The sequence below is a fragment of the Paenisporosarcina sp. NPDC076907 genome (assembly GCF_050269735.1).
In the GTDB taxonomy this organism is placed as follows: Bacteria; Bacillota; Bacilli; order Bacillales_A; family Planococcaceae; genus Paenisporosarcina.
This window is the reverse complement of the sequence record NZ_JBNNIX010000001.1, coordinates 91,246-107,057: the sequence shown is the minus strand read 5'-3', so window position 1 is coordinate 107,057 and position 15,812 is coordinate 91,246. Positions and strand designations below refer to the sequence as shown.

Annotated in this window: 15 protein-coding genes; 2 read left to right on the top strand and 13 right to left on the bottom strand. The window is 38.3% G+C overall.

Features of this window, described 5'->3' with window-relative positions; genetic code table 11:
• Positions 1 to 64 precede the first annotated feature (64 nt).
• The 6 genes from ACQKEV_RS00510 to ACQKEV_RS00485 all read right to left on the bottom strand — a co-directional run bounded on the left by ACQKEV_RS00510 (position 65) and on the right by ACQKEV_RS00485 (position 6,257).
• Complete coding sequence (locus ACQKEV_RS00510; RefSeq protein ID WP_427457655.1) at positions 65 to 1,180, bottom strand: GerAB/ArcD/ProY family transporter; 1,116 nt, start codon at positions 1,178 to 1,180, stop codon at positions 65 to 67.
• Between the two features lie 33 nt (positions 1,181 to 1,213).
• Complete coding sequence (locus ACQKEV_RS00505) at positions 1,214 to 1,447, bottom strand: hypothetical protein (RefSeq protein WP_427442339.1); 234 nt, start codon at positions 1,445 to 1,447, stop codon at positions 1,214 to 1,216.
• A 2-nt stretch (positions 1,448 to 1,449) separates the two neighbouring features.
• Complete coding sequence (locus ACQKEV_RS00500; protein WP_427442337.1) at positions 1,450 to 2,643, bottom strand: Ger(x)C family spore germination protein; 1,194 nt, start codon at positions 2,641 to 2,643, stop codon at positions 1,450 to 1,452.
• Between the two features lie 3 nt (positions 2,644 to 2,646).
• Complete coding sequence (locus ACQKEV_RS00495; RefSeq protein WP_427442336.1) at positions 2,647 to 4,266, bottom strand: spore germination protein; 1,620 nt, start codon at positions 4,264 to 4,266, stop codon at positions 2,647 to 2,649.
• Positions 4,267 to 4,615: 349 nt separating this feature from the next.
• Positions 4,616 to 5,212: an SET domain-containing protein gene (locus tag ACQKEV_RS00490; RefSeq protein WP_427442335.1), complete on the bottom strand. Its 597-nt coding sequence runs from the start codon at positions 5,210 to 5,212 to the stop codon at positions 4,616 to 4,618.
• A gap of 139 nt (positions 5,213 to 5,351) precedes the next feature.
• On the bottom strand, positions 5,352 to 6,257 hold the full coding sequence (locus tag ACQKEV_RS00485) for a TIGR01777 family oxidoreductase (RefSeq protein ID WP_427442333.1): 906 nt from the start codon (positions 6,255 to 6,257) through the stop codon (positions 5,352 to 5,354).
• A gap of 312 nt (positions 6,258 to 6,569) precedes the next feature.
• Between ACQKEV_RS00485 and ACQKEV_RS00480 the strand changes: the two genes are divergently transcribed.
• On the top strand, positions 6,570 to 7,070 hold the full coding sequence (locus tag ACQKEV_RS00480; protein WP_427442331.1) for an SRPBCC family protein: 501 nt from the start codon (positions 6,570 to 6,572) through the stop codon (positions 7,068 to 7,070).
• Between the two features lie 61 nt (positions 7,071 to 7,131).
• Here the strand turns inward: ACQKEV_RS00480 and ACQKEV_RS00475 are convergent, their stop codons facing one another.
• Together ACQKEV_RS00475 and ACQKEV_RS00470 are read right to left on the bottom strand one after the other, a co-directional pair.
• Entirely contained in the window at positions 7,132 to 8,430 is a 1,299-nt protein-coding gene (locus ACQKEV_RS00475; RefSeq protein ID WP_427442329.1) for an NCS2 family permease, read from the bottom strand.
• A gap of 274 nt (positions 8,431 to 8,704) precedes the next feature.
• The gene (locus tag ACQKEV_RS00470) at positions 8,705 to 9,457 is read right to left on the bottom strand and encodes a hypothetical protein (RefSeq protein ID WP_427442327.1); all 753 of its coding nucleotides are present in this window, start codon (positions 9,455 to 9,457) and stop codon (positions 8,705 to 8,707) included.
• Positions 9,458 to 9,645: 188 nt separating this feature from the next.
• On the opposite strand from ACQKEV_RS00470, the gene ACQKEV_RS00465 reads away from it, so the two are divergent.
• Positions 9,646 to 10,800 (top strand): polysaccharide deacetylase family protein, encoded by a 1,155-nt coding sequence (locus ACQKEV_RS00465; RefSeq protein ID WP_427442325.1) that lies wholly within the window; start codon positions 9,646 to 9,648, stop codon positions 10,798 to 10,800.
• Between the two features lie 112 nt (positions 10,801 to 10,912).
• Here ACQKEV_RS00465 and ACQKEV_RS00460 read toward each other — a convergent pair whose 3' ends face one another.
• The 5 genes from ACQKEV_RS00460 to ACQKEV_RS00440 all read right to left on the bottom strand — a co-directional run bounded on the left by ACQKEV_RS00460 (position 10,913) and on the right by ACQKEV_RS00440 (position 15,495).
• Positions 10,913 to 11,626, bottom strand: coding sequence for an ABC transporter ATP-binding protein (locus ACQKEV_RS00460; protein WP_427442323.1), 714 nt, complete (start codon positions 11,624 to 11,626; stop codon positions 10,913 to 10,915).
• Positions 11,623 to 12,402, bottom strand: a complete 780-nt coding sequence (locus tag ACQKEV_RS00455; RefSeq protein ID WP_427442321.1) for an ABC transporter ATP-binding protein — start codon at positions 12,400 to 12,402, stop codon at positions 11,623 to 11,625. Before ACQKEV_RS00455 ends, ACQKEV_RS00460 begins: the two co-directional genes overlap by 4 nt.
• Positions 12,392 to 13,342 (bottom strand): branched-chain amino acid ABC transporter permease, encoded by a 951-nt coding sequence (locus ACQKEV_RS00450; protein WP_427442319.1) that lies wholly within the window; start codon positions 13,340 to 13,342, stop codon positions 12,392 to 12,394. The genes ACQKEV_RS00455 and ACQKEV_RS00450 overlap by 11 nt, the downstream gene beginning before the upstream one ends.
• 12 nt (positions 13,343 to 13,354) lie before the next feature.
• Entirely contained in the window at positions 13,355 to 14,230 is an 876-nt protein-coding gene (locus ACQKEV_RS00445) for a branched-chain amino acid ABC transporter permease (RefSeq protein WP_427442317.1), read from the bottom strand.
• Between the two features lie 86 nt (positions 14,231 to 14,316).
• The gene (locus ACQKEV_RS00440; protein ID WP_427442315.1) at positions 14,317 to 15,495 is read right to left on the bottom strand and encodes an ABC transporter substrate-binding protein; all 1,179 of its coding nucleotides are present in this window, start codon (positions 15,493 to 15,495) and stop codon (positions 14,317 to 14,319) included.
• Positions 15,496 to 15,812: the final 317 nt, after the last annotated feature.

Sequence of the window (15,812 nt, the reverse complement as noted above, 5' to 3'; positions counted from 1 at the left end):
CTCCCGGGTACCTGTCACTGAGTTGGCAATACATTGCCAAATTGGCTTTTAGCAAATTTTTTCCCTAAGGATTTCTGGCCTCTTTTTTTAATTTCTTTTTTCGTAACCCATATATAACTACCAGCAAAAGAGGTAAAAAAAGTCCGTATGACAATGATAAGGTATTACCCGTTGTACTGTCCCAATATTGTTGGTAGATGACGTTAGGATAAATCACGAGAGAAAGGACAACAGCAAGCATGCCTAAGGGGAATGTTAACGGGCGGTAATCTTTCAAATTTAGAATTTGTGCCAAACCTAAAACGGAAGCGTAAAAATAAAGTACCGTCTTAAAGTAGAGCGCAATAATCCAAAGTGTGCCCATTATCCCCTCAATACGCTGTACAAAATCCCCAACATTTATCCTTTTAGCCAATTCATAGCTAGGATAAGACTGCCTTGCGGTATTTTCAGGACCTAACACAGTAATAGTCAAAAATGTAATAATAATAATGATGATGCCACCTATTAAGTTTCCTAATAAAAAGGATTTTTTACCTTGCTTCATTTTGTTAATAAAGGAAGGAAAAATCATTAAAAAAATAACGCAATTAACTGAAGATACTACGAAATAAAAAAAGGATGATTGAACGATCTTTTTTGTACCCACCTCAAATACAGGCTGTAAGTTTTCAAACTTGATTTCAGGTGAAATAAACACCACTAAAAAGAGAAAAAGGATGAAGAAAACGGCAATTAAGATTTCTGCAGAACGAGCGATGGTTTCCAATCCAAGACGGACTCCCATCACCACTACCCCCGCCATAAGAATATTAAGGACTACCATTGGAGTACTTGGCAGCGCATGCATGTTTAGGAAAGTCCCACAATAAAACAAAAGTTCTGAAGTATAAAGAAAAGTCGTGAGTACAAAAAAAACAGAAAAGGCTTTACCTATCCATTTTCCAAATACTTTTTCATTGATTTGGATAAAGGTGAAGTGAGGAAACCAAAGAGCTATAATGATGAATAGCCATATGACCAATGACCCCATTCCCGTACCAATTATAGCGGCAATCCAAGCGTCTTGTTTCGCTTCGGCCGCTAATACAGATGGTACAGTTAAGAGACTCGTACCAATCGTAAAAAAAATAACTAAAACTAGAAATTGGTACGAATTTATTTTAACGTCTTGCATCATTACATATCATACCTTCCGCTCTACACTGTTCTTTTACTTTAACAAAAGAGCAATAACATCATTAAGAGGTTTAAACACAAAAGTGAGTAAATCTAGTGGAGTTGGAATAGATTTTCCAAATCCTAGTGTAATACTTATCCCTACAGCAATGGCAAGAAGAATAGCAAACACAAGTAACTCTTTTTTTAACTTTTTTTCCAATAGAGGTGGAACTTCAATCCACAGAATGGTAGCCGCAATCAGGAGTATTCCTATACTTTTCAACATGATTATTTAGTTTCCTTTACATCATCTAGGAAGGAATTACCTACTGTACCCGTATGCTGAAGTTTCACGTCAACTTTAACGTTCGCTGTCAACTCTGAAAATCCACCTTTATCCCACTGCTCTTTCATCTTTTTCCATTCTTTCGGATTGGATCGATGAATGGCTTCACCAAATCCAAATATGTCTGATTCATATTGTTTTTGTACCGTTTCAATGGTCTGGTTAATGGTATCTTCCGTATCATTTTTCATGATTTTCTCTAGCTCAACAATTGTTTTTTGTTCACTAAGATTAATTGGACATTCTACATCCCCTATATTTCCTTTTACTTTAATATTGACATCTACTTCGGGTTTCCCTTTATTCATTTTACCTTTAATGTCAGATTTTAACTGAATGATTTCTATAGAAATTTTTCCTTCTTTAGGACAAGATATTACACTTATTGTATTTTCCACTGTGTTGGTGATGTCATTATACCCTCTGCTTTCCTGTTCAGTTAACCAGCCCAACAGTTTATCTTTTTTAAACACAGCTAATTGATCATATACAATTCGCGCTTCAGGAGTAATTGATTCTACATTCTGTTTGCTTGTTCCTATTTCTTGGTTCCCTGTTACTAGAATCCCCGTTAATACCGCTTCTTTTCCTTCATTTGTTAGATCTTTTATCAGCTCATCTAATACAATGCCGCTCGTTGCGGCCCAGGCAGCTTCTGACGTTTTAAGCGTGTTAAACATTTTATTAGCGGGTATGGCTTCAAGAGTTGTTGTGACATTTAGTATCTCTTCCGCGGTCATTTCCTTAGCAATAACAACATAAAAATCAGATCGAAATTCCCAATCTCTTGACAGAAACTCTAAGGATTCGCCTATTCCTTCTTCAGCTAAATCCTCACCGATTACAAGCATTCGAAGATGTCCAGGATATATTTTTCGAGGCGAGTTCTTTGTTATTTTTCGAAGAGCTTCATATACCGTTTCCCCGTTCGCCTTAAACAGGGTTACCGGTGAACGCCCAGTTGGTTTCATGGATATTTCAGAAGGTACAACCACTTGAGCAGTTACTTGGTATTCATCTTCTACTTTATCGATACCTAATGCTAATGCAATGCCAAGCTCATTTAATTCCCTCCGGTCCCAACACCCCGTGAGAAAGAGGCTGAGAATCAGGAGTACAAACATGCACTTTTTCATCGTTTACTCCCTTTCATACTCCTCATTTTTTGTTGGTTGTGGTTTTGAAGAGGCGGGATCTTGTTGACGAGTCATATTTTGTTGATTGGTTAGGCGAGGTCGAGTAAACATTTTCCATTTAGGCAAACGAATAAACGTGTCCTTTTGATCCGAAATATTAAATGGAGCTAATGGAGACATATATGGTATTCCAAAAGAACGTATACTGCATAAATGCAGAATAAGAGCAATTAAACCTATCGTAATTCCAAACAAACCGAACGCTGCTGCGATTGCCATAAATACAAAGCGCAACATCCTGACAGCGATAGCCAAGTCATAAGTAGGAGAAACAAAACTTGAAATGGCTGTTATTGAAACTACGATGACCATCGCAGCAGAAATTATGCCTGCTTCAACGGCTGCTGTTCCAATTACAAATGCCCCCACTATAGACATGGCTGCACCGATGTTTCTAGGCATTCTTATACCTGCTTCACGCAAAAGTTCAAAGGTGACTTCCATTATTATTGCTTCAACAAATGTCGGAAATGGGACGCCTTCCCGTTGGGCTGTCAAACTAATAAGGAGTGCCGGTGGTAGCATTGTGTGATGAAAAGTGGTGATTGCAATAAATAATGATGGTGCCAATAAAGCAATTGTAAATGCAAAAAAACGAAGAATTCGAATAAGACTCGCAATATCTGCACGTTGATAGTAGTCCTCGGAAGATTGAAAAAATTGAACAAATAATGCCGGAACAATTAGTACAAAGGGTGTTCCATCAACTAAAATAGCTATGCGCCCTTCCAATAGTGCCGCAGCAACTATATCTGGACGTTCTGTATTAAAAACTGTTGGAAAAGGTGAGAAAGGTGCATCCTCAATCAATTCCTCGATGTTTCCACTTTCAAGAATTCCATCAATATCTATTTTATCCAAACGCAAAAAGACTTCTTTTACTATTTTGTCATTGGCAATGCCGTTCATATACATCACGGCAACATTCGTTTTCGTGCGTTTTCCAATAATTTTTGATGCCATCCAAAGATTTGGATCTTTAATTTTCCTGCGAACTAAGGCTGTATTTACACGCAAATTTTCGGAGAAACCTTCGCGTGGTCCCCTGACTACCATCTGAGCTGATGCTTCGGTTACTCCCCGATCAACCCATTGTCTGTTGGAAATGATTAAACCTTGCTTATAACCATCAATTAAAATAACCGTATCTCCCGATAAAAGACCAGTAAAAAGTACATCGAAATCCGTTAAATATTTTATATCCCCTACTGTCATGGCAAAATCTTTTAATACGCTAATAAGATCTTGTTCAGGAGATATCTTTTCCTGCAATTCCATCCCTTTGGTATCTAACATGAGCGTTTCCAAAATGAAGTTTTGTAATGAGGGTGTGTCAGTTAACCCATCTGTATATATGATAGCAGCTTTAATGGATCCTTCTTTTCCAATATTGATTTCTCGAATGATAATATCAGTGCTTTCCCCAAGGGAATTTTTAAGAATTTGTATATTCTCTTGAAGATTTGTATTTATATCGTTTGTTGAACCTTTCTTCGTCGTTTGACTAGGTGAAGTAGATTTGGGTTGTATCTTATTCTTATTTTTGTTTTTGAAAAAGCCCATACACTACCTCACTTAACTATTTCGTTTTTTTGCACGCTTTTTCTGAATTTAATTTGAAGGAAATTCACGAAATACTACTAAAGCTTTCTTCGTAAGCATGTTCTATTTTTCTTTTTTTTATACGATTAATATGGTCATATTAAGTGAGTCCCTTGAAATAATAGGGGTATTCTTAATGGAAAACCATCGCTTTTCCTTATTTGCAGAACTAATAATGGAAGAACTAAAACCTAAAGTTTTTTGAGTAAATGGATAAATAAAAGAGATTCGGATTTTGTGAATTTTATAGAGAAAAACAAAAACGATAAAACCACTGCTAGGTTTTATCGTTTTTAGTTAGAGAGCCATTTTAATGATGATTACGATTATAGTAAATGCTCTTAATTGAATCCAGGAGATTATGTTCTTTTGTTGCAATGCTTACTTTCTCAACGAATTCGGGGCGAATAAGTGGGTAAAGTGGCTGTTCCACTTCATAAAAATGTTGGAGGGAATCAATAACCTTTGCATCCCATTCTTCATGGAAATGAAGCAAATCATCCGGGTAAACCCGCGTCCGATCCGTGCCGTCTTCCGGGAAACAATCAAATGGTTCATCGATATTTAATGTTCCATAATCATCTGTCAGCTGTTCGCCGGGATGAATATCGCGAATGGCCACTTCAAATTCATAAGCGGTCCCCATGCAATTGGCATGAAAACTGTGATTTACATATCTTCCGAGATCCCAGCAGAGAACGTATTTCCCTTCTTGATTTCGGTACGCATATTTCTTTAAAATCTCCCCTCTGTATTCGTCAATCTTCTGGAGATAATCTGCGTCCAATATTTGATCGAGATCATCCAATGCCCATATTATGGTTCCCTTTGGAATGAACTTCGTCGCAAATACCCCGAATCCTATTTGATCATTTATAAAACGTAATTCCGTATGTGGATGCATCATCTCTTAGTATTCCCCTTCACTTAGTTGGTATTAAAATTAGTTTATGCACTTGGGGAACAACTTGTTGAAAACTGTGTTTGGGATCACTTAATTCACAAGTAAAAAAACCTCCAGAAGAAACTTCGAGAGGTTTTTCTTATTATGAAATGGTCTGTTTTTTTAGGATGATTTGCTGCAATGCCTTTTCGAGTGTATCGAATGTAAACTGAAACCCTTCTTTCTCGAGTCGCTCTGGCAATACCCACCGACTTTTCAAAATGAGTTCTGTTTCGGTTTTCATGAAGACGGCACCGATTTCGAGCATCCACTTTTGAGCCGGCAATCCTAGCTTTCGATTCATCGCCTTGCGCAGTTGATTCATGAATTCACGATTTGAAACAGGATTTGGCGCCGACAAATTAAAGGCACCATTTAAGTCGGTTCTTTCCTGAAGAAACAGAATGGCCCGGTACACATCTTCAATATGAATCCAACTGAACATTTGATTCCCTGCCCCCTGTATCCCGCCGAGTCCGAAGCGTACTAAGTTGAAGTAAGGCTCCATCACGCCACCCTCTGCACCGAGTACAATGGACATGCGTAAAGCTACTTGTCTAGTACGCGGAAGTTGATAATCGAATAAGGATTGTTCCCACGCTTTGGCTACATCTACCGAAAAACCGGTGCCAATTTCTCCATTCTCTTCTGTCATGGGACGATCTTCTGCATGCCGATAGATTGTAGCTGTGCTGGAATTGATCCACAACGGAGGAGGACTGCTACAAGCCAACAGCGCGTTTCCAAGAATTTGAGTCGTCTTAGTACGGGAGCTGATGATTTCTTCTTTATTCTTGTCATTGTATCGACAGTTAACGGATTTACCTGCAAGATTGATGAGCATCTCCGCACCATCCAAAGCGTTGATTATACCCGCCTTGTTTGACCAACCAATATGCTGAGGCTGTCTAGAGATTATCATCACTTCATAACCTGTAGCTGTGAATTTATCCTCCAGGTATTGTCCAATAAAGCCTGTTCCTCCAGCTAAGACAATTTTCTTTTTCATATGACCCACCCGTTTCATAAAAGTCTTTACTAATAAGACGTCGGAATCGTGATTTAGGATGCCGTGGTGGATAGTTTTTAAATATAAATTTCCTTTATTCCTTTTCGATAACCATTTGTTCCTTTTCGATACTGTTTATTGCCGTATAAAGCTGATTTGTTCCCATACAAGCTATGTTTATTCCTCTTCACGTGCGACTTATTCCCTTTCAACCAATTCACCCCAACAAATCTACTTTATAGTCTTGGAAAGGGTTTTAGATCGTTGATGCCGAAATAGTGAACAATCGTATTTTATGGGGAGGAATTATGAATGGCAGAAAATCCAGAACTACAGGTCACACGTACATTTGATGTTCCTAAAGAAACTCTTTTTCAACTATGGACCGATGCGAACCATTTAAAACACTGGTGGACGCCTTCAGGATATTCAATTGATGTGGTCAAGTTTGAATTGCATCCGGAAGGACAGTTTCATTACAATCAAACGTCTCCTGAAGGTCACACGATGTGGGGAAAATTTGTCTACAAAGACATTGAAATGCCTGACAGACTTGTTTACATCAGTTCCTTTTCAGATCCAGATGCACAAACTTGCCGAGCACCATTCCATCCAAGCTGGCCTCTTGAAATTCTCAATACATTAAATTTCATAGATGAAGACGGGAAAACGGTTCTTGCTATGCGAGGGATGCCAGTTTCTGCTATTGAAGAAGAACTTGCCGTATTCCAGAACGCGCGGGAAGGCATTCAACAGGGATTAGCAGGAACGTTCGATCAATTAGATACCTATATTGAACACTTGAAGTCTTAATGCATTCACTAGAAATAGAAAAATGCACCCGCTGTTTATATGCGGGTGCATTTTTATTCGATTAGCCTATGACATGAACAACGAAATTCATCAGGAACAATCCTGCGATTACGTAAAGTGCCGGTGTTACTTCTCGCCATTTACCGATCGCAATTTTCAGGATTGGATACATAATGAAGCCGATAGCAATGCCATCTGCAATACTATAAGTGAACGGAATCATTGCAATGATGAACAAAGCAGGGAAACTTTCGCTCAAGTCTTTCAATTCGAGGTTGCGAATGTTCTGCAGCATCAAACTGCCAATGATGATCAGAATCGGTGCAATGGCGCTATCCGGAATCAGTTTGATCACCGGAATGAAAAACGCCGCCACTAAGAACAACACTCCTGCAGTCACAGTTGTCAGTCCTGTTCGACCGCCCGCTACCATACCAGCAGCACTTTCAACCGAAGCTACCGTCGGACTCGTTCCGAAAATACCGGACGTCATCGCAGACACGGAGTTCGCCTGAAACGCACGACTGAATCTGTCTGGACGGTTGATAAACCCTACGTGTCCATGGACTAGCCCGATGTTCTCGAAGACAATGACCATGGTCAGCGAAAATACAGCAATCCAAAATGTCATGGACAGGATATTCCCGAACGATAATGCACCGAATGCACCAAATGCTTCAGCCAAGCCTAAGGAGGCACTGTCTGTCTGATTGACATCAATCAAACCGAAGAAAGACGCAATGATGGTTCCAACCACAATCGTAATGAGAAAATTCCCAGGTACGTTGCGGATGAATAGCACGATTGCTATAAGAAATGTCAGCACGGTCGCAAGCACTTGTGCTTCTCCCAAAGACCCTAATGCCAAAATGGAACTTGAGCCTTTTTCGACGATGCCGCCTTTTTCCAATCCGATGAGCATCAGGAACAATCCAAGACCGACCGTAATCGCTTCTTTAAGCGAATGTGGTACAGCGGCACTTAATATTTTTGAAAATGGCGTAAACGCGATAAACACGAAAATAACGCCAGATACAAAAACAACTGCCAGTGCTTCCTGCCAAGAAAGACCCATTGATTGAACCATCGTATAGGAAAATAACGCATTAATTCCCATTCCCGGTACAAGCAAAATCGGTACATTCCCCCAGAAGCCCATAATCAGACATCCGAACACTGATGCTGCAATCGTTGCGACAATCGCTGCTTCAAGCGGCATTCCCGCTTCAGACAGAATAAGTGCATTTACTGCAATGATGTAAACCACCGTGAAAAATCCGATGACTCCTGCCATTACTTCGCGCTTTACTGTCGTTCCGTTCGTTTTAAGACCGAAAAATCGGTCAAACCAATTAAGCATGTTTTCAACCTTCTATTAAATTAGCCCTCTCCCAACCCGCTCTGCCTGATAAACAGGTAAGCCATTAAGGATTCTAATCATAATCTGGTCATTTGTCAATCTTTTAAAGGATCTGTAGCTGGGGCTAATTTGTGGTTTCGGAAGTTCTATTCACGGATTTTTGTCGGCTATTCGCGTTCGAAGGACAACTATTCGCAATTTTACATTCCATCGATTTTCCATAACAACAACATAAAAAGACGTCCCTTTTCCAGGTAACGTCTTTATATTTTCTTCAAGGTTGTTTTTTCTCGTGATCTTTTTGTTTCTGGTTAACCAAGAAGATTGATTGATCTGAACCCGTGAAAAGTTTTGCTAAATAAGAAGCCGTGTAGTTATACCCTGTATCAATTTTTTCAGATAAGTAATTTGTTCGTTCAAATAGAACAGAACGGAAATGGTCGATTTGTCTTAAGATTTTTTCCGTCAATGCTTCTTGGTTATCCAATCGGTTCAATACTTCAGATTGTGTATTTTCCTGGGTATTCATATGTTGCGCGATTTGTTTTTGCAGGATCAGTTGCTCATCCACTTTTTGCTCCAATTGCTCATTTTTCAACCCAACTTTATCTAATTGATTAACAACCTCTTGATTTGATTGGCTCAGCTGATTCATGTAGTTAATTAAATCTTTGTTACCTAAGACTTCTTTTTCTAATGTTGATTGAAGAGCCACACTTTTTTCATCTAACTTCCTTAACCATTCCAACACTTGAATTTCAATCTTTTCATGGTGGAAGTTCAATTTCTTCTGTTCACTAATCCCGTGTTGGAAAAACTTCCACTGATTGGTTTGTTTCGTAGCTTGCTTTTCAAATAAATCCTTTAGCTCGCTGAATGATTGATTTAATGTATCATTCGTTTCTTGCTGCGCTACCAGCAAATCAGCTAAGTGATTCTGTTTGAAAGACGTTTGATTACGCTCCACTATTTTTCCATCATTTTTATAAACATCCGGGTGCTTATCTGTATTCATAAATAATCCCATCGCTACTTACACCCCTTCCTGCAATCTTTTTTTATAATATGCATGGAATGGGAGATTGGGCATTACGTTTGAGATGAAATTTGATTTTTAATGGGCGCGAGCAAAAAAAATTTTCCTCTTCAAATCTATCGAGAGACCTTCTTTCATACACTTACTAAGAAGTTTAATAGATAAAGGGGTTATGAATGATGAAATTTAGATATTGGTTATTGTGCATCTTGTTTTTTGTCCTCACATTATTTTCTCTGCCAACTGCCAGTCAAGCCACAGACACTTCTAACCGCTATATTGCATTACATGACCGCTTATTGGCATTTAAAAAAGAAGAAATCCGTCTGGAGAACGCACAAATAATGGTTCCATTCGAAAAAATGTCACGCTACTTGTATGCGGATGTTCAAAAGTCAGACGAACAAATCACTATCACGAAAAATGATACGTCTATTTCTTATAATTTTGTTACCTCTGAAACAATCATTAATCAAGAGATTATTCCGGGGAACGCGTTGAAATTAATTGATGATATTCTGTACATCCCTGTTCGCTTGTTAGGAGAATCTACAGGTTTTAAAGTGGATTATTTATCCGATATCTTAACTGTCCGACTCTATTCAGATAATTACCCACATATGAGCCATCCACAGTTTATTCAAGAATTGAAGAAGCAACGTAAAGAAACTCCATTACCTAAACCATCACCACCTGCCGATCCTGGAAAACCCATTGTTTATTTGACCTTCGATGATGGTCCGAATCGGTATACATCCGAGCATTTGAAAATCATGCAAAAATTTAATGTAAAAGGTACATTCTTTTTTGTAGGAAATCAGATTGCCAGTTTTAAATCTTTGACCCAGTTGACTTATAAAGAAGGTCACACACTTGCGCTTCACAGTATGACGCACGATCGTACTAAAGTTTACGCATCCGCGCCAGCATTCATTAATGAAATGAAAAAAGAAACGGATATGATTCATTCACTGACCGGGTTCAAGCCTACGTTGGTTCGGACTCCTTATGGAAGTAAACCATACGTTACTTCAGCAATGCGTGGTTTGCTTAAACAGGAAGGGTACAAACTGTGGGATTGGGATGTCGATACATTGGACTGGCAAGTGAACGAAGCCAATTTCCAACAAATCATAACGAGGGTTAAAACAGGAGTGGAGAAAGCTCGCCAGGCTAAGGATCAACACATTGTCATATTGCTTCATGATCGTGTGCAGACCACTAAAGCGTTACCAGGAATCATTACATGGCTTAAGCAACAAGGGTATTCGATTCAACCTTATAAGGCTGAAAAGCATGTTTCACAAAACTTTTGGCATGATAATGAGCTTTAAAGGAACCACCTTTTATGAGCCCATTGAAGATATTTCCTTTTATCAAACAACGTTTTAATCCAATCCATATAAAAAAGGGAGTAGCTTTTAATCTACTCCCTTCAAAAATTGCTTATATACCGCCTAGATATGCCAATTTGATTTGCTCACTTGCTTGTAACTCTGCAGCTGGCCCTGAAACGACCACGCGTCCAGTTTCAATTACGTAACCTCGGTTTGCAATGGATAAGGCAACGTTTGCATTCTGTTCAACTAATAATATCGTCGTACCTTCACGATTGATCTCTTCAATAATTTGAAAAATAGTCTTTACCATAAGCGGTGCAAGCCCCATGGAAGGTTCATCAAGCAAAAGAAGTTTCGGTTTTGCCATGATGGCTCTTCCCATCGCGAGCATTTGTTGTTCCCCACCCGAAAGTGTGCCAGACAACTGTTTTCTTCGCTCAAATAATCGAGGGAAAAGTTCATACACTTTTTCAAAATCTTTGCTAATTTCTTTTGAATCTTTTCTTAAATAAGCCCCTAACTCCAGATTCTCCAAGACGGTCATATTCGAAAAAACACGTCGTCCTTCTGGAACATGAGAAATTCCAGCTTTCACAATGCCTTGAGCTGGTTTACCTGCAATTGAGGAATTCATGTAATTAATGAGTCCTGATTTGGGCTTAAGTAATCCTGAAACCGTTTTTAGTAGCGTGCTTTTTCCCGCTCCATTTGCTCCGATTAACGTTACAATTTCGCCTTCATTAACTTCCAGTGAAATTCCTTTTAATGCCTGTATATTTCCATAGTAAACATCCAATTGATCTACTTTAAGTAAAGTCATTTCGGAACCTCCTCTCCTAAATAGGCCTCAATCACTTTAGGATGGTTACGGATGTATTCAGGTGTGCCATCAGCTATTAATACCCCATGGTCTAACACATAAATTCTTTCACAGATACCCATAACCAAGTTCATATCATGTTCAATTAATAAAATCGTTAAATTGAATTTTTCTCGAACGAATGCGATTAATGACATTAGATCGTGTGTTTCTTTATGATTCATTCCGGCAGCCGGTTCATCTAATAATAATAATTGAGGTCCCGCTGCTAAAGCACGGGCAATTTCCAATCTTCTCTGTTTCCCATAAGGAAGATTCTTTGCAAGTTCATCTTTGTATTGGTCCAATTCGAAAAGCTTCAAAAACTCAAGCGATTTCTCTTCCATCTCTTTTTCTCCAGAAAAGTGATTAGGCAAACGTAAAATTGAACTAAACAGGTTGTGTTTTGCTAATGAGTGATAGGCAACCTTTACATTATCCAAAACAGATAACTCATTGAAAAGACGAATGTTTTGAAAGGTGCGACTGATTCCACCGCGTGTTACTTGATATGGTGCGAGCCCGTTCAAGCGTTTTCCGTTGAACAAAATGTCACCTTCTGTCGGTACATATACTCCGGTCAATAAGTTGAAGCTAGTCGTTTTTCCGGCTCCATTGGGTCCTATAAGACCGATTAGTTCACCCTGATGAATTTCTAAGTTAAAATCAGAGACAGCCTTTAGTCCTCCAAAACGAATGCCTACATTTTGCACTTGAAGTAAAGGTTTACTTACCATATTGATTGTCTCCTTTCGAACCTTTCCACGTTTTAAAATAATCGGTAATTTCACGTGTTCCCATCAACCCTTTAGGTCGGTATAACATGACAATGATTAAAATAAGACTATAGATAATCATTCGTGTTTCTGGATAGCTTTGTAGGAAGGTTGAAACTATCGTTAAAAATATAGCTGCTATGACAGCTCCAGATAGACTTCCAAGCCCACCCAACACAACGTATATTAAAATATCAAATGACTTTAAAAATGTGAAGTTTGTCGGCTGAATAATATAAAAATTATGAGCATATAAAGCACCTGCAACCCCCGCAAAGAATGAACCTATGACAAAGGCTGTTACTTTATAATAGGTTGTATTTATCCCCATAGCATCTGCAGCAATTTCGTTTTCACGAATAGATATACAAGCGCGTCCATGTCTTGAATTCGTAAAGTTTACAATCACAATAATAGTAATTACTAAACAAACGAAAGAAGTTGTCCATGTAGTCAAATGAGAAACTTGCATACCTGCTGCCCCACCAACATAATCAATGTTAAGAAAGATAATTCGAATGATTTCTCCAAATCCCAATGTGGCAATTGCCAAGTAATCCCCTCTTAATCGTAAAGACGGAATGCCAACAACCATACCGGCTAACGCAGCCACCAAACCAGCCATGACGATCGCAAGAGGAAAAGGTAGCTGAAGTTTCATTGTTACGATAGCTGATATGTATGCCCCAATCGCCATAAATCCCGCATGGCCGATTGAAAATTGCCCAGTAATTCCAATTATTAAATGTAAGCTAACAGCTAATATTATATTGATGATAATAAAGATGAGTGTGTTTGAATAAAACTGATCTAAAATTCCACCGGTAATGAGAAATTGGATAACTCCATAAACCACGACCGATAAAATGATAAATAACCAGAATCCGCTTATCTTTTTCATATGTCCCTTCACCTACACTTTCTCTCGTGTATTTTTCCCAAAGATGCCATTCGGTCTGAAAATTAGAATTAAAATTAGAATGATGAAAGCTGCAGCATCTCTCCATAATGAGAACCCCAAACCACTTACCACCGTTTCTACAACTCCAAGGACAAGACCTCCGACCATAGCTCCTGGAATAATACCAATACCACCGAGAACGGCAGCGACAAATGCCTTCAATCCTGGAATAACGCCCATCAACGGTTCAATCTTTGTGTAATACACACCAAAAATCACACCAGCTGCTCCAGCTAAAGCTGAACCAATCGCAAAAGTAGCGGAAATCGTATTATCTACATTAATACCCATCAATTTTGCTGCGTCTGCATCATGTGAAACGGCACGCATTGCTTTACCAATTTTTGTTTTATGTACGATTAATTGCAACATAATCATAAGTATCACTGATACAGAAAGGATTAAAATAGACTGACTGCTAATTTGAGCCCCGAATAAATCAAAAGAAATATTAGGCACTACATCTGGATATGCTTCCGGTTGAGCTCCTCTAACATATATAACACCGTATTCAATAAGAAGTGAAACCCCAATTGCGGTAATTAAGGCGGCTATGCGAGTGGCATTTCGAAGTCGTTTGTAAGCGATTCTTTCAATGAGGACACCAAATGCTGCACATGCAGCCATTGACAATAATAATGCCGGGAAAAATCCGAGACCAAACGCAGTAATTGAATAAAACCCGATAAAAGAACCTACCATGAATACGTCCCCATGGGCAAAGTTGATTAACTTAATAATTCCATAAACCATCGTGTAGCCGAGTGCGATCAACGCATAAATGCTGCCGAGAGATATTCCGTTAATAATCTGTTGAACCCATTCCATGTTTCTCACTCCCTCATAAAATCCTAACAATCTAATAAAAACAAGATGGGAGGATGATCGACTCATCCTTCCCATCTCATGTTAGATCATTCAGGATTTACTTTTGTATTAAAGACTTGTTTGCCGTCTTTGTATTCCAAAATTGTTGCAGACTTAACTGGATTATGCTGTTCATCAATTGTTACATTTCCAGAGACTAAAGCTAAATCTTTCGTTTCAGCCAGTGCATCTTTAATTTTCGTTGTGTCTAAATCTCCAGCACGTTTAATTGCGTCTACCAATAAGAAGACCGAATCATAACCAAGCGCGTTAAATGCGTCTGGTGATTTGCCGTCATATTTATCAGAGAAGCTCTTAACGAATTTTTGAATTTTCTCATCTGGATCTTCAGAAGAATAATGATTTGTAATAAATGTATTATTAAGTGCTTCAGCACCTGCTAATTCGACTAACTTCGGAGAATCCCAACCATCAGCACCCATTAGAGGAACATCAATGCCCATTTCACGAGCTTGTTTAACAATCAAACCAACTTCTTCATAATAACCAGGAATGAAAATGAATTCAGGTTTTGCTGATTTAATACGCGTCAATGTCGAACGGAAATCCGTATCTTTTGTAACATACGCTTCTTCAGCTACAATTTTCCCACCTGCTGCTTCAAATGTTTCTTTGAAAGATTTTGCAAGACCTTTTGCATAATCACTTGAACTATCAGCATAGATAGCAACTGATTTAATATTCAACTCATTTGCTGCAAAGTTAGCTGCAACTGTTCCTTGGAATGGGTCGATGAACGAAGTTCGGAAAGCAAACTCGTTTACACTACCATCTTCATTAACAGTTACATTAGGACTTGTACCCGAAGGTGTCAGTAGGATAGTTTTTGTATCATTTGCAATTTGTGCTTGAGCAACTGTATTACCACTTGTAGCTGCCCCAATAATTGCTGTAACTTTTTCTTTGCTTGTTAATCTTATTGCCTGATTTGTTGCTTCAGAACCCTCAGATTTATTATCCACTTTCACAATTTCTATTTCTTTACCATCCACTCCGCCGTCTTTGTTGATTTCTTCAACAGCTAGGTCGATTCCTTCAGCGATTGAAGATCCAAAAGAGGCAACACCGCCAGTTAGCTCTAAGTTTGCACCAATTTTAATGGTATCTCCGTCAGCTGAACCTCCACCTTCTGCTCCACAACCTGTTAAAATACTAGCCATTAATGTAGAAACCACAGCCAATTGTGTAAACTTTCTCTTTAACATACGCAATCCCCTTTTTGATAATTCTGAATACTTAACACATAATTAGATTATTCACTTTAGTAGTCAGATATTATCATTATTTTATAGTAAGCAATTTGATTGTAAAACAAGAAATCCGTTTAGTCTATATCATATTTTGTTAATTTAGATATTTCGGAATATTAATTATTATAATTTAAAGATTTTTAAAATTATATATTTGTATAAGTGTGACTTTTAATATTAATAATCAATAATAAATAGTTAGAATAATCCATATTTTTGTTTTAATTTGAAACCACAAGCTTAGTAAAAACGTATAGATGGAATAATAGGTA